Source organism: Streptomyces yongxingensis (assembly GCF_055597465.1).
Window position 1 is genome coordinate 73,327 of the sequence record NZ_CM145717.1, and the last position, 13,046, is coordinate 86,372.

General features: G+C 70.5%; 8 protein-coding genes. 1 reads left to right on the plus strand and 7 read right to left on the minus strand.

The annotated features are described in order from the left end of the window. Nucleotides 1-88: 88 nt before the first annotated feature. Genes dpgC through dpgA form a run of 3 tightly spaced genes read right to left on the minus strand, consistent with a single transcriptional unit; the run spans nucleotide 89 to nucleotide 3,329 of the window. Nucleotides 89-1,459 carry a (3,5-dihydroxyphenyl)acetyl-CoA 1,2-dioxygenase DpgC gene (gene dpgC, locus ACZ6TD_RS00400; protein ID WP_471348828.1) on the minus strand — a complete coding sequence of 457 codons (1,371 nt, stop codon included), beginning with the start codon at nucleotides 1,457-1,459 and terminating at the stop codon, nucleotides 89-91. Beyond that, nucleotides 1,456-2,196, minus strand: a complete 741-nt coding sequence (dpgB, locus tag ACZ6TD_RS00405) for an enoyl-CoA-hydratase DpgB (RefSeq protein ID WP_471348830.1) — start codon at nucleotides 2,194-2,196, stop codon at nucleotides 1,456-1,458. Before dpgB ends, dpgC begins: the two co-directional genes overlap by 4 nt. A gap of 20 nt (nucleotides 2,197-2,216) precedes the next feature. Beyond that, a complete protein-coding gene (dpgA, locus tag ACZ6TD_RS00410; protein WP_471348833.1) occupies nucleotides 2,217-3,329 on the minus strand; it encodes a 3,5-dihydroxyphenylacetyl-CoA synthase DpgA in 1,113 nt (370 codons plus the stop codon). An 845-nt stretch (nucleotides 3,330-4,174) separates the two neighbouring features. Here dpgA and ACZ6TD_RS00415 point away from each other — a divergent pair. After that, nucleotides 4,175-6,742, plus strand: a complete 2,568-nt coding sequence (locus tag ACZ6TD_RS00415) for an ATP-binding protein (RefSeq protein WP_471348837.1) — start codon at nucleotides 4,175-4,177, stop codon at nucleotides 6,740-6,742. 91 nt (nucleotides 6,743-6,833) lie between these two features. On the opposite strand, the gene ACZ6TD_RS00420 is transcribed toward ACZ6TD_RS00415, so the two are convergent. The 4 genes from ACZ6TD_RS00420 to ACZ6TD_RS00435 are packed head-to-tail and all read right to left on the minus strand — an operon-like array spanning nucleotide 6,834 to nucleotide 13,000. Further along, complete coding sequence (locus ACZ6TD_RS00420) at nucleotides 6,834-9,065, minus strand: pyridoxal-phosphate dependent enzyme (protein WP_471348839.1); 2,232 nt, start codon at nucleotides 9,063-9,065, stop codon at nucleotides 6,834-6,836. Continuing rightward, nucleotides 9,055-9,975: a GHMP family kinase ATP-binding protein gene (locus ACZ6TD_RS00425; protein WP_471348842.1), complete on the minus strand. Its 921-nt coding sequence runs from the start codon at nucleotides 9,973-9,975 to the stop codon at nucleotides 9,055-9,057. Before ACZ6TD_RS00425 ends, ACZ6TD_RS00420 begins: the two co-directional genes overlap by 11 nt. Continuing rightward, a complete protein-coding gene (locus ACZ6TD_RS00430) occupies nucleotides 9,972-11,462 on the minus strand; it encodes a lyase family protein (RefSeq protein WP_471348845.1) in 1,491 nt (496 codons plus the stop codon). The genes ACZ6TD_RS00425 and ACZ6TD_RS00430 overlap by 4 nt, the downstream gene beginning before the upstream one ends. Then, on the minus strand, nucleotides 11,453-13,000 hold the full coding sequence (locus tag ACZ6TD_RS00435) for a condensation domain-containing protein (RefSeq protein ID WP_471348848.1): 1,548 nt from the start codon (nucleotides 12,998-13,000) through the stop codon (nucleotides 11,453-11,455). Before ACZ6TD_RS00435 ends, ACZ6TD_RS00430 begins: the two co-directional genes overlap by 10 nt. Nucleotides 13,001-13,046 lie beyond the last annotated feature (46 nt).

A 13,046-nucleotide genomic window follows, 5' to 3' on the forward strand; every position in this document is an offset into this window, starting at 1 on the left:
GACCTCCTCCTGCACCCGAATTGGTCAACGCTGCCAGCCGTGCTTGCGCGGGGCGTGGGCCTCTGGTTTCCGCAGGTCGGTGCGGTGCTCACCGCTCGCTCCCCGGTGTCGTGCGCCGCCGTTCGCGTTCCTGCCAACGCCGTTCGACCTTGGCCAGAACGTCCGGGGCGTAGGCGCGTTCGGCCTGTACGACGGCGAACTCGGCGAGGTAGGCGCGGTAGAGATCGAGAGGTTCCTCGGCGACGGTGAGCATGTGGCGGTTGGCCGAGGCGGCGGGCGCGCGGAGCGCTTCGACGGCCCTGTCGACGGCGCCGTTCATGTCCTCGGCGTGCACCACGGCGTCGCACACATAGCGCGCCTCCGGTTCGGTCGCGGCGATCCGGCGTCCGCCGAGCACCACCTGACGGGCCAGCCGGGCTCCGGTGAGCCGGGTGAGCCGGAGGTTGCCGAGCCCGGGCACGATGCCCTCCTCGGCGGCGGGCAGGCTGAGGTAGGCGTTCTCCTCGGCGATGACGTGGTCGAGGACCAGCAGGAGTTGCATACCGCCCCCGATGGCGAAGGTGTCGACGGCGCCGATCCATGGCTTGCCGACACTCCGTTCGCGCCCGTCGCCGGGCGACGGGGCGGTGAGCAGACCGCGAAGCATCTTGTTGACGTAGCCGAGCTCGCGGCCGAGGAGGAACTCGACGAAGGAGATCCGCCCGTCGCGCAGGTCGGTCAGGTTGACTCCGGCGCTGAAGACACGGCGTCCCCGGTACTTGGGATGGTCGACGGTGCCGCCGCGCAGCACACCGACCTTGATCGCGTCGTCGAGCAGGACGAGGTCGACGGCGGTTTCCAAGTCGGCGATCAGCCGGTCGTCCTCCGCGTTCAGGCGGGCGGCGTTGCGGAACTCGATATGACCGGCGACGCCTCGGCGTTCGAGGTACACGGTGTCCAGCTCGATCCGGCCCTCGGTGCGGAAGCCGTCGAGGAGCGTGCGGGCGCGTGGGGTGGGCCCGAGCATCGTCTCGACGAGGTGCCGGCCGGCGATGGGCGAGCGCAGCACCGCGCCGCAGAAGATGCCCTGGTCGATCTCCCGGCCCTCCTTCTCCGCCTGGACGAAGCGGCGCTCGGCCGCCATCTGGGCACGGGTCGGCACCAGGCCCGGGAACCGGTCGGCGGCCTCGTACACGAGGTCCGCCAGGCGTACGGGACGGGTCAGCCCGTCGGTGAGCACCCCGTAGACGGTCTCGGTGTGCCGGGCGAGGAAGGCCCAGCGGGCCCGGCGGGCGCGCCCGTGGACCGCGACGGCGCGGTCCCGGTCGTGGGGGGCCCGGTCGGGAACGGGCGGCAGCGCCGCGAGCCGCCGCTCGGTGCCGCCGATGTACTCGGCCAGGCGGCGGGCGTCTGCCTCGATGCCGCCGGTCGGTTCGGGTACGGGATCGAGGGAGCCGCCGCCGGGCGCACCGGCGCTCATCCGGCCGCCTCGACGTGGCCCGCCGCCGTCCCGGCCGGGGTGCCGGGTCCGCTGTTCCGCAGGCGGCGCAGCTCGCGGTCGCAGGCGGCGAGATGCGCGCCGAGGGCGTCCTGGTACTCGGCGGACGCGGCCTCCGTCAGCAACCGGCGGCGGATCCCGGCCTCACGGCCGGAGAGCCGTCCGCGCAGCACGGCCGCGTGACGGACGGCTTCGGTCACATCGTTGCTGACCTCGTCGACGATGCCGAGTTCGACGGCGTCGGGGAGGGGGATGTCGGAGTCCCACAGCACCATGCGACGGGCACGGGCCGGACCGATGTGCTGGACGAGCCGGTAGAGGGCCATACCGGGCCAGAACTGCCCATCGTTGACCGGAAGCAGCAGCTTCAGGTCGGGGGTGCCGATCCGGTAGGCGGCGGCCAGCAGCACGTCGAGGACGGGGCCGCCACATGTGCCCTGGGCCACGGCGATGGTGATGTTGTCGAGGCGTTCCAGGCGGCGGATGGCCCGTTCCCAGCGGTTGACCTCATGGATGGAGACATCGCCGGGCCATTCGCGGGCCCCGGGCGGTGGCGGCGCGAACCGGAGGATGACGACCGTCCGTTCGCGCTGTTCCTCCGCCTCCTCACACACGGCGTTCACCGCCGCGGTCAGCTCGGGCAGCGGGCTGCCGCCGTCCAGCCGGGCCAGGAGGCCCAGGCCGTCGGGCAGCGGGGTCCGGTCGGGCTCGGTCTTCATGTCGGCAAAGCTTCCTTCCGTCACCAGCCCACCAGGGCCGTCTCGATGGTCGACCCGGGCCCCATCGTCATCAGCACCCCGAGGTCACCGGGTACCGCGACCCTCTCGTCACGCAGCCGCTTGTAGGAGAACAGGAACGAGCCGCTGGAGAGGTTGCCGTGGTCGCGCAGGACCCCGGTGGTGTGCCGCACGTCGTACCGGGACAGTCCGAGGTTCACACGGACCGAGTCGATGACCTTCTTGCCGCCGGAGTGCACCACCCAGTGGGCGATGTCGCCGATGCGCAGTCCGGTGCCCTCCAGGAGCCGTGCCACGGCGGTCTCCGCGTTGGCCCCGACGACGTAGGGGACCTCGGGGTCGAGGTAGAAGCTGAACTTGCCGTGCCCGTCGTCCCAGTCGTAGCGCATCGCGTCGACCGCCTCGGGGATGATGTGGCTGGTGAACCTCAGCAGAGCCGAGTCCGGCGGGGGTTCCTGTGGAGTGGCGCGGACCGCGACAGCCGCCGCGCCGTCGCCGAACAGGCTGTTGACCACGGAGGAGCGCATGGTGCCGTCGAAGACGTAGGCGGCGGAGCAGACCTCGACGCATACCATCAGGGCGAGCTCGCCGGGGTGGCCGGCGGCCCAGCCGACGACGGCGTTGAGGGCGTTCAGCCCGGCATTACAGCCCATGCCGACGACGTCCAGGCGCTGGCAGGACTGTTCGATGCCCAGGTCCTTGATGAGCAGCGCGGAGAATCCGGGGGTGAGCAATCCGGTGGAGGTGACGCAGCACAGGTATCGGACATCGCCGAGCGCGGCGCCCGCGTCCTTCAGACAGTGTCCGACGGCCTCCCGGCCCAGCTGTAGCCCACTCGCGGTGTGTTTGCTCAGCAGGTCGCCCTGGGACTCGACGGCGGGGAGCCCGTCGGGGCCGGTCGGGGGCAGGGTGAGGTTGCGGCGTTCGATGGCACCGCCGAGGAAGACGGAGCGGATCCGCCGGTCGGTGATGCCGAAGGTGTCGAGGACTTCCCTTTGTGTGTAGGAGGTCGACGGCACGGCGGTGCCGACGCCGGCGATACTCGGGGCGCCAGAGCCTGTCCGCTCCGGCGGGTCGTCTGGAGCTGGGGCCGCCGGTTGCTGCGTTGCGCGCACGTTTCTCCTCCGTATGACACGTGACCGGTGCGGCTGGACGGTCGCGGATGTCGGCCGCGTGGGCCGCCAGGCCGCCGGAATCCGTGCGCCCCGTGTTCCCGTGGACGAGAGCGTTGCGGAAGAAAAAGAAGGGCAGTTCCCGTTCGCAAATTGCTCAGAAGCACGCGACAGACCACCCGCTCTTCATTCGCCTCGACATGGACGCGATGCTCCAGGAAACTTCCGTGATCGGCACCAGTGCTAGCCGCAGTTACGGGACGTCGAATGTCCGTAACGCCACGGTCGTCTTCACCGCCCCACTTGACGGTCTCAGCCGCACCTACTGCACCCCTGGGCACAAAAGGAGCATTTCGCGGCAGCATGCGGGCATGATTCGGGCAGTGAAGGAGGCGGAAACGGGCTTGGGGCATGTGTTTAGTCATGCTTAGACTCCGACTGCGGCGTAATTGGTACAGGACGCCGAACTGACGGGGGCACAACTGCCACGCGGTCACGCGATACGTGACGTCGAGGTTCGGAACGCCGAAAGGATGCCCCGGTTTGTGCCCTACCCACGCGAATGAGCCAATCAGCGGCTTCCTGTCTCCCGGAATGGGGAGGGCGTACGCGCCGTGGGGATCGACCAGCCAAAAGCTCCGGCGTCCCGTGGCAGAAGGCACCAGAAGGTACAGACCTCCCTTTCACTGACCGCCGGCGCACCCTTTTCAATTCTGCACCCGTGGGCCGGAACCAATAAGACACCAGGTCACACCAGCCGCGACTCGCGGCGCTGGGCCGCACCCCAGAAATCAGTGACGCGGGGCGGCGTCGCAGGGCAAGGCAGCACTTATGGAAAGGTGTCAGGATTGTTCTCCAAATCCTCTACCACCACTATTTCCTGCGATATGTGCGGCAAGCACATCGAAAAGAGAAACCCGGAAAGCGCGACCCCGCTTCGCTCCCGATACTGCTCGAACGCCTGCCGACAGCGTTCCTATCGGCAACGGCAGAAAGCCGGCGGAATGGGCACAGCGGTTGACGGCGGGCCGCTGACCCAATTGAGCAGCTTCGTCGGCCGAACCGACGAGATGGTGGAGTTGAGCCGGTTGCTCCACGGCGTACGGCTGCTGACGCTGACCGGGCCCGCCGGTGTGGGCAAGACGCGCCTGGCGCTGGAGCTGGCCGGGCAAGAACAACGCAGCAGGCACTGCGAAGTCATCGTCGTGAAGTTGGCGACGCTCACCCACATCGACCAGATACGGCGGCAGATCCTGATCGCCCTCGGCGAGCCGGTCGAAGACGGTGTTCCGCACGCACCGCGGGCAGCACCGTACGCGAACGAGAGTGAACGCCTGCTGGTGCTGGACGACTGCGAGCACGTCCTGGACGAGTGCGGGTTGATGCTGAGCGAGCTGCTGCCAAGCCATCCGTATCTGCGGGTCATCGCCACCAGCCGGGAACCATTGCGTCTCCCGGGGGAGGCCATATTCTCACTGTCCGGTCTGGCGCTACCCAATGTGGACGGTGATTCGTCTCTCTCGGAGTGTCTGCGGTCGGACGCCGTGCTTCTGTTCCTGGACCGGGCGCGAACGGTGGTGCCTGATTTCCAGCTCACCCAGGAGAACGCCAGGCACGTGGGCGAGATCTGCATCCGGCTCGACGGCCTGCCGCTCCCCATCGAGATGGCTGCCCGGCTGATAAGAGTGTTTCCGCCGGCCGAGGTCAGGGCTCGCCTGGACGACCGCCTGTCCCTGCTGACAAACGGATGGCGGCTGGCGGACCAACGGCATCAGAGTCTGCGGGCCTCCCTCCAATGGGGCTACGACCTGCTGAATCCAGCCGAACGGTCGCTGCTGCGGGAGCTGTCCGTACTGCCGGGCGGCTTCGGGTTTGACACGGCTGCCGCGGTGGCCGCCGACGGCAGCGCCGCGGAACCGGGAACGTCCGAACTGCTGATCGCCCTTTCGGTCAAGTCCGTCATCACTCCGTACACCGATCAGGACGGTCCGGCACGGTTCCGGCTGCTGGAATCGATGCGAGGTTTCGGTCACGAACGGCTGGTTGCTGAAAGCGAGGACACCGAGACGTACGGGCGGCTGGTGACGTGGCTGACACAACTATCAGAACCGCTCCACAGGGAAACGTTCATCCAGCCCGCCGTGCTCCGACATCTGGCGGCGGAACACGGCAATCTCACCCATGCCCTCCACTGGCTGATCCCTGGCACCGACGAGCGGCAACTGCTCCTGGCCGGCGCGCTGGCCACGGTGGAGTTGTCACCGGGACCCGCGGACGACACGCTGACACTGCTCTCGCACATCCTGGACCGCGGCATCGAGCCATCGCCCTACCGGAGCGTCGCTCTTGAGTGTGCGGCCGCGCTGGCGGGGCGGCAGGGGGACTACGGCACGGCCATGCGCTATGCCGAGCAGGCCGTGGAGCTGGAACGCGGCTACGGCCGCGATCCGCTCCTCAGCCGTCTCCTGCTGTTACGCGGTGCGCTCCACGAAACACACGGCGACCAGGGCAGTGCCGTGGCGGACCTGCGGGAGTGCCTGAAGATCGGCCACCGTCTGCGTGACGAAACCCTGACGGCTCTCTGTCGGGTCGGTCTCGCCCGGTACCAGCTGCTCAACGGTGAACTGGGCCGGGCCGAGCAGGTGATCGAGGAGTTTCTGCCCCTCCTGCGCAGGAGGGTGCCGCCACGGTGGCTGCACGCGGTTCTCGTCACGGCGGGCGCGCTCGCTCTCGAGAAGGACGACCTGCCGACAGCGGAGGCGTACTTCACCGAGTCGTTGCGCGGTCCCGCGGAGCACACGCGCGGACCGGCCGACGCACTCCAAGGACTGGCCATCGTCGCCGCCCGCGCCCACCGGTTCGAGAGAGTGCTTCAGCTCATCGGGGCAGCCGAGCAGTTCGGTCCGCCTGCTTCGTGGGGTGACGCGTGGTGGCGGGAGCGGGTGAACGCGGCACGGTCCGCGGCGCTGAAGGTCCTGCCACCAAACCGGGCCCGCGCCTCACTCGAAGCCGGACGCGCGATGCGGCACGGTCATGTCCTCGCCTTCGGCCTCGGCTCCCAGGCGACCGGCGCGACCGCGGAGGACTCCGACAACCTGCTGAGCAAGCGGGAGCGGGACGTGACCGCTCTGGTGGTCGAAGGACTGACCAACCGGCAGATCGCCGCCCGGATGCATGTGTCGGTGCGCACCGTCGAGACGCATATCCGCCACATCAGGACCACCCTGGGCCTGCGCTCGCGTGCGCATATCGCGGCATGGGCCGCGGAGCAGCGAACCGCGGCCGTGCGCCCCGCCGTGTCTCCCCCGAGCCCGGGGCCGCTGGCTGAGGCCGCTCCACTGGTGTGGGTGTCCACGACGGGTGCGGACCGGTCTTCTCGATCGCGTGAGCTGCGAGGCGTACGAAGAATCGGATGACCAAACTGGGGTCTTCACTCGCACGGTGGGGGCTGCGCCCGTGTGGCTCACGCTCAGCCCCCACCGCACCAATGAAGGTGTACACCGACGGTCAGTCCTGGTCGGTCACCACGTCCACCAGCCGTACGGCGGCGTCCAGAGTCTCCAGGACCTCCTGGGCCGAGTCGCCGCCCGCGATCACGTAGCCGAGTCGGTCATAGGCGTCCCGCGGCGGCCGTACCGCACGGCCCGGGGAGCCGGTGGTCACCACCCGTTCGACGCCGGGCACACGCTCCGCCTCCGCTGTTCCCGTGATGGCCACCAGGCGTCCTGTCCGACGCGCGACCAGGAATCTGACGCCCGCGTGCCGGGCCCTGCCGGCGAGCAGCCGCACCGGGTACCCGGCCGCGGCCCGCACCTGCTGTTCCAAAAGGTCGATCCCCGTCGCCGCACGGACGAGTTCGGGGATCATGCCGCCGGCGAGCCTGGCGTTGATCTCGATGACCACGGGGCCCATGTCCGTCATCCTGATCTCGACGTGCGCGGGACCTCGGTCGAAGCCCACCGCCTTGAGCGCCTGGCGGGCCGACTCCGCGAGTTCGCCGGAGGTGGCCTCCGGCAGCTCGGCGGGAAAGACGTGGCCGGTCTCGACGAAGTAGGGCAGCGCGCACGCGGTGCGCTGGGTCACCCCTATGCAGGCGGCCTGCCCGTTGTCGCAGAACATCTCCACGCTGTATTCCGGCCCGCGGGCATACTCCTCGATCAGGACCTTGCCGGCGGTGGCCTGGCCGCGCACGTTCTCGGTCACGGCCAGGACGCGGGCGGCGTGCTCCGCGGCCGTGGCGGCGTCCTCGCACCACAGCACGTCCTGCGACCCCGATCCGCCCACGGGCTTGACCACGCACGGCAGGCCCACGGACGCGACAGCACCGGCGATGTCGGCGGAGTCGCCGATCACAGCGAACGCCGGCTGCGGCACCCCGGCGTCCCTCAGTGCCGTACGGGTCAGCGACTTGTCGCGGCAGGCCGTCATCGTCTCCGGGGCATGGCCCGGCAGGCCGAGCGCGGCGGCCAGCCGTGCGGTGTGTTCCAGATAGAAGTCACTGGTCGTCGTGAGCCCGGCGATGGTCCGCTTCCCGGTCGCCTCCCGAACCGCCCGGAGGACGTCCGCGTCGCTCTCGGTGTCGCAGGCGACCGCCAGGCAGCCGGTGCCATCGAGGCCGGCGTAGCGAGCGGGATCCTTGGCCAGCAGGACCGGCTCGAAGCCGAGCCGCACCGCGGTACGCAACGCGAGCATGCCCGTCCCTGTCGTATTCGACTCCAGAAAGACCAGGACGGGACGGTTCTCGCGCGGGATCGAGGCGAACGACCAGCCGGTGACCGTCGTACCGTAGGGGACCTCGACGGGCCGGGCGGCGATCGGGCCCGCGGACCGGTGGCAGTACACGCTGTCCACGTAGCGGTCGCCGCGGTCCGGCAGGATTCCCACCAGACGGGTGCCGGGCCCCGCCTCGGCGGCGAGGTGGGTCAGGATCCGGTACACCGACCCGGAGGTGTTCCCGGCGAAGATCTTCTGTTCCCGGGCGAGCCGCTGGGTGGCGTCGAACGCCTCGTCGTCCGAGAGCCAGTGCACCTCGTCGAAGAGGCGGTAGTCGATGTTGTCCGGGTACAGGCTGTTGCCCAGTCCGCTCTGTTTGCGGGCCGGTACGTCGGGCTGGCCGAAGAGCACGCTGCCGACGCAGTCGACACCGACCACCTTCAGGCCGGGCAGCCGCTCCAGCAGCGCCGCGGACGTACCGCACAAGGAGCCGCCGCTGCCGACGGAGCCGACCACGACGTCCACCGTTCCCAGGTCGCCGATCAGTTCGTCGGCCAGCGTGCGGTACGCGGCCGGGTTCTGCGGGTTGCTGTACTGCTGGGGCCAGTAGGCACCGGGCATGCCGCTCATCAGCTCCGCGAGCCGCTCCAGCCGGGCGCTCTGCCACCCCTGCCCGGTCATCGTCTCCACCACGTGGACCACGCACCCGAGTGCCTCCAGTTTGGTGAGGGTGATCGGGTCGATGCGGGGGTCCGTGACGATGTGCACGGGGTGCCCCAGGTAGGTGCCGACGAGGGCGATTCCCAGCGCCATCGTGCCGGACGAGCTCTCCACGATGGGCGCGCCTTCTTCGAGCGCACCGGACCGGCGGGCCTCGAGGATCAGCTGCCGGGCGACCCGGTCCTTCATCGCGTAGGGGTTCAGCAGTTCCAGCTTGGCGTAGACCTCGACCCCCTCGGCGGCGTCCACCCGCAGCCGTACGGCCGGGGTGTTGCCTATCGCGTCGACGATGGTGTCATGACGCATGCGCGCTCCCTGGTGATGTGAACGAACGAAAGACGGTGGTGGCGCCGGGCAGGCGCGAACATGCCGCGGCGGCGGCCGACAGCCTGTGCTGGTGGTCGGGGTCGCCGGCGTCGAGCAGGAGGCCGAGCATGGTGCCGCTGTGGGCGCAGACCACGCCCAGCGCGCCGATCTCGTCGCCGACCCGGATCATGGCGTCGAGGTTCCGTTTGGGAACGAGCCGCTGGTTGAGGACCGCGCTGCGGGTGGCGATCGCACCCACCCGGGCGAGGTCACCGTGGTCGACGGCGGTGGCGAGGTCCCGCATCAGGCGCTCGTACTCGCGTTTCTGGGCAGGCGTGCGGTGCCGGGGCCGCCGGTTGAAGGCCACCGTGTCGAGGTGACCGCCCTCGTCGACGGCCACCACCGTGGCCGGGGGCAGGGTGCCCAGCGACGCGCGCAACCGGACCGTCCGGTGCTCGAACACCACGATGCCCGGGTGCATCACCCCGTCAGTGGGCTCGATCGGGCGCAGCCAGCCTTCGACGGCCGCGGGCGAGGTGTCCAAGCCGAGCACCGCCCCCACGGCCCTGGCCGTGGCGACCAGGTCGGCGGAGGAACTGGCGAGCCCTTTCCCCACGGCCAAGCCGCTGTCGAGGACCAGGGAGCCGCCGCCGCCGACGCCTCGGGCTTGGAACATGGCCCGCGCCAGGCTCAGCGACTTGGTCTTGTGAGAGGGGAAGACGTGCAGTGGGCCGTCGCGGTCGTACCGGAACCACGCCCGGGTGCCGCGGGTGATCGGGAATGTGACGAGGAAGTCGACTCCGTCGGGCAGCACCCCTTGAAGCAGTTCGCCGAAGGTTCCGCAGGCGGTGCCCGCGCCCTCGCGCAGGTCCACGCCCGGCCGGCGGGCGACCAGCGCCGGCTCCCTCATGACCGCCGCTCGGCCGTGGTGAGCAGGTCGTCCCGTTGGCGGGCGGCATCGGCTGATCTGCGTTCGCGCAGTGACCACTCCTCGGTGAGCTTCGCGCATTCGCCGTCCTGGGCGGCGAGCATCGCCCGCACCTCGTCGGGGTGGGCCGAGCCGGCCGATCGCTTGGCCCGCAGCCCTTCGTCCACATCGAAGGCGGCGACGAGGAGGGCGTCGGTCCGCGCGGCCTCGTATCCCGCGTCGGCGCAGAGCGTGGCCAGCAGCGAGCCGTCCGGTTCGGCCGGCCGCAGCCCCTTCTCCAGGGCGCGCTTGATGTACCGCCCGGAGATCACCTGAGCCGTCCGCCAGGGGATGCCGCACTCCAGCGTCAACTGGTTCGCGAGGGTGAATCCGCCCAGGTACTCCCCCGCACACGCCTCGCGCATCCGGTCCGCCGAGAAGGCCGCTCCGGCGATGACCGCCCGCGTCAGCCGCAGCACCGAGCGCATGGCGCCGAATTGGGTGCGCAGGTGCCCGCCCGCCTCCTTCGACACCTCCACGGTGTTGGTGTACGCGGTGTTGCGCTGCCCGGCGGCGATGTCGGCCGCGCACCCGGCAACGTGGGCGCACCGCCCCCGGATGCGCTCCAGCACGGGAAAGTTGCGCTTCTGCGGCATGGCCGCCGAGATGCCCGACAGCTCGTCGGGAAGGTCCAGGAAGCCGAAACCGCTGCCGCCCCAGGCCATGAGGTCGGTGGCGAAGCGGCTCAGCGTCACCGCGTAGCGGGCCAGGTCGCCGGAGATCGCCATGGCCCAGCCGCGGGAGGCGACAGCCACCAGCGCATGCGGCTGGACACGGGAGAAGCCGAGCAGCTCGGCCATGCGAACGCGGTCCCAGGCGAGCTCCTGGCCGGCCATCGTTCCCGAGCCGAGCGGGCAGGCGTCGACCTCGTCGTAGGTGTGCAGCATCCCGCGCAAGGTGGCCGTGGTCTCGGCGGCGAGGGCCGTGAGGTGGAAGCCCGGGCTGATGATCTGCGCGGCCTGGGCATGGGTGTATCCCGGCATGGGCACGTCGGCGTACCGGGCGGCGAGCGAGATGGCCGCGCGGCCCAGCGACAGCAGGTCGGCGGCCACAGCGGTCAGGTGCTCGCGAGCGGACATCAACTGAGCGCAGACCTGGAGGTCGTTGCGGCTGCGGTCCACGTGCCACGCGGGGAACGGCGGGACCGGGCCGGACAGGACGTGCCGCTCGACGGCGAAGGAGATGTCCGACATGTTCTCCTCCGGGTCGGCTCGGACGACGCCCGGGGTCAGCGAGTCGAGCCGGGCCCCGATCCCGGCCGCCCCGGCGGCGTCCACCAGCCCCATCCGCACGTACTCCAGCAGCAGGACCTTCTCGATGGCGAGGTAGTGGCCGAGCAGGTGCTCCACTTCGTAGGCGAACTGCGGGGCGAGCACCTCCTCGTGCCAGATGTCGCTCGGTACGCCGTCGATTCGGCCCGTCACCGCCATGCCGTCCTCCTCGGGCGCTTGCGTTCGAGTTCGGTGGCAAGACCGGCCACCGTCGGATCGGCGAAGAACGCCTGGATGCTCAGCTCGGAGTCGTGCTCCGCCTCGAGGCGCGCCAGCATGCGCAGGGCCTGCACCGAGTGACCGCCCAGGTGGAAGAAGTCGTCGTGGACGTCGGTCACCGCGGTGCCGAGGACGGCGCTCCACGCGTCGGCGACCAGCTTCGCCGTCGCGGTGCGTGGCCTGCCGCCCGCGGCCGTCCGGGCGGGGCGCGTCGCCGGGGCGTCTCCCGGCCGGGCCACGACCGGGAGACGCGGCAGGGGCATATCCAAGTCGGAGACTCCCGCGACGAGCAGCGCGAGGTAGTCGGCGAGCAGCGCGTCGGCGGTGCTCTTCTCGACGAGTGCCACGTTGTACTCGACCCGGACCGTGTCGGCCGTGATCTCCAGCAACAGGTCGTCCTCACAGCCGGCGGAACCGGAGGAGGCAGCTCCCAGGCCGCCGTCCGCGGGCACATGGTTGAAGGCCAGTTGGTACAGGGGCGGCACCCCGGGCAGCCGTGGCACGGGCAGCAGTTCGACGAGGGTCTGGAAGGGGATGTCGTACCGGTCCTCGACATGGGCCGCCGACCGTACCCGGCTCACCAGTTCGGCGAAGGTCGGGGCGCCGCCGACATCGACCCGGACCACCAGCATGTTGACGAACGTGCCGATCATCGGCGCCACGTCGGCCTGGTGACGGCCGGTCACCGGCAGACCGACGACGATGTCCTCCTGTCCCGAGTGGCGGTGCAGCAGGGCCACGTAGGCGGCGAGGCAGAGCATGACGGGCTCGGTGCCGAGCCGCCGTGCCGCGCCCGGCAGCGACGCGGTGACCTCCGGGCAGAGGCCGGCCCGCACCTCGGCCCCCACGAACGTCCGGGCCGCGGGCCTCGGGTGGTCGAGCGGCAGGCGGTGGACGGGCGGGAGCCGGGCCAGCCGCGCACGCCAGTACGCGGCCAGCTCGGTTCGCCGGTGGGGCGACAGCCGGTCACGCTCGCGCCGTGCGTAGCCGGTGTAGCTCAGCCGAAGCTCCGGCAGCTTCGGCTCTCGCCCCTGTTCCACGGCCGCGCAGATCTCGGTGAGCTCGGCGTGGAGGTTGAACCGTGAGGCGGCGTCGTAGACGAGATGGTGGGCGGCGAAAACCACCGCCCATTCCGTCTCCCCGAGCGCGAGCAACTCCGCGCGCCACAGCGGGGCCCGCTCCAGGTCGAAGGGCCGGCGCGCCAGCTCTGCCTTGCGAGAGCGCCGGGCGTCCGCCTGCTGGGCGTCGTCCGCACCGGTCAGGTCGACGTGGCGGAGCGGCAGGTCGATCCGCGGGAGTACGTACTGCGTGAGCCGGCCGTCGACGATCCGCAGGGCGGTGCGCAGGGTCTCGTGGCGCCGCACCAGCAGGGCGAAGGCACGCCGCAGGTCGGCCTCGGTCACCTCGGCGTGCACGACCAGCTCATCCACGATGCGGTACGCCGACGCGTCGGGCGCCATCCGGCTGGCGAACCACACGCGCTCCTGTGCGGAGGACGCGGGGACGGCGCGCGGCGCACCACCG

What these genes read in the sequence shown, in the direction of transcription:
- ACZ6TD_RS00430 (WP_471348845.1), bottom strand. Translation starts at nt 11,462, where the DNA reads ATGGCGGTGACGGGCCGAATCGACGGCGTACCGAGCGACATCTGGCAC.
- ACZ6TD_RS00420 (WP_471348839.1), bottom strand. Translation starts at nt 9,065, where the DNA reads ATGCGTCATGACACCATCGTCGACGCGATAGGCAACACCCCGGCCGTA.
- dpgC (WP_471348828.1), bottom strand. Translation starts at nt 1,459, where the DNA reads ATGAGCGCCGGTGCGCCCGGCGGCGGCTCCCTCGATCCCGTACCCGAA.
- dpgB (WP_471348830.1), bottom strand. Translation starts at nt 2,196, where the DNA reads ATGAAGACCGAGCCCGACCGGACCCCGCTGCCCGACGGCCTGGGCCTC.
- ACZ6TD_RS00425 (WP_471348842.1), bottom strand. Translation starts at nt 9,975, where the DNA reads ATGAGGGAGCCGGCGCTGGTCGCCCGCCGGCCGGGCGTGGACCTGCGC.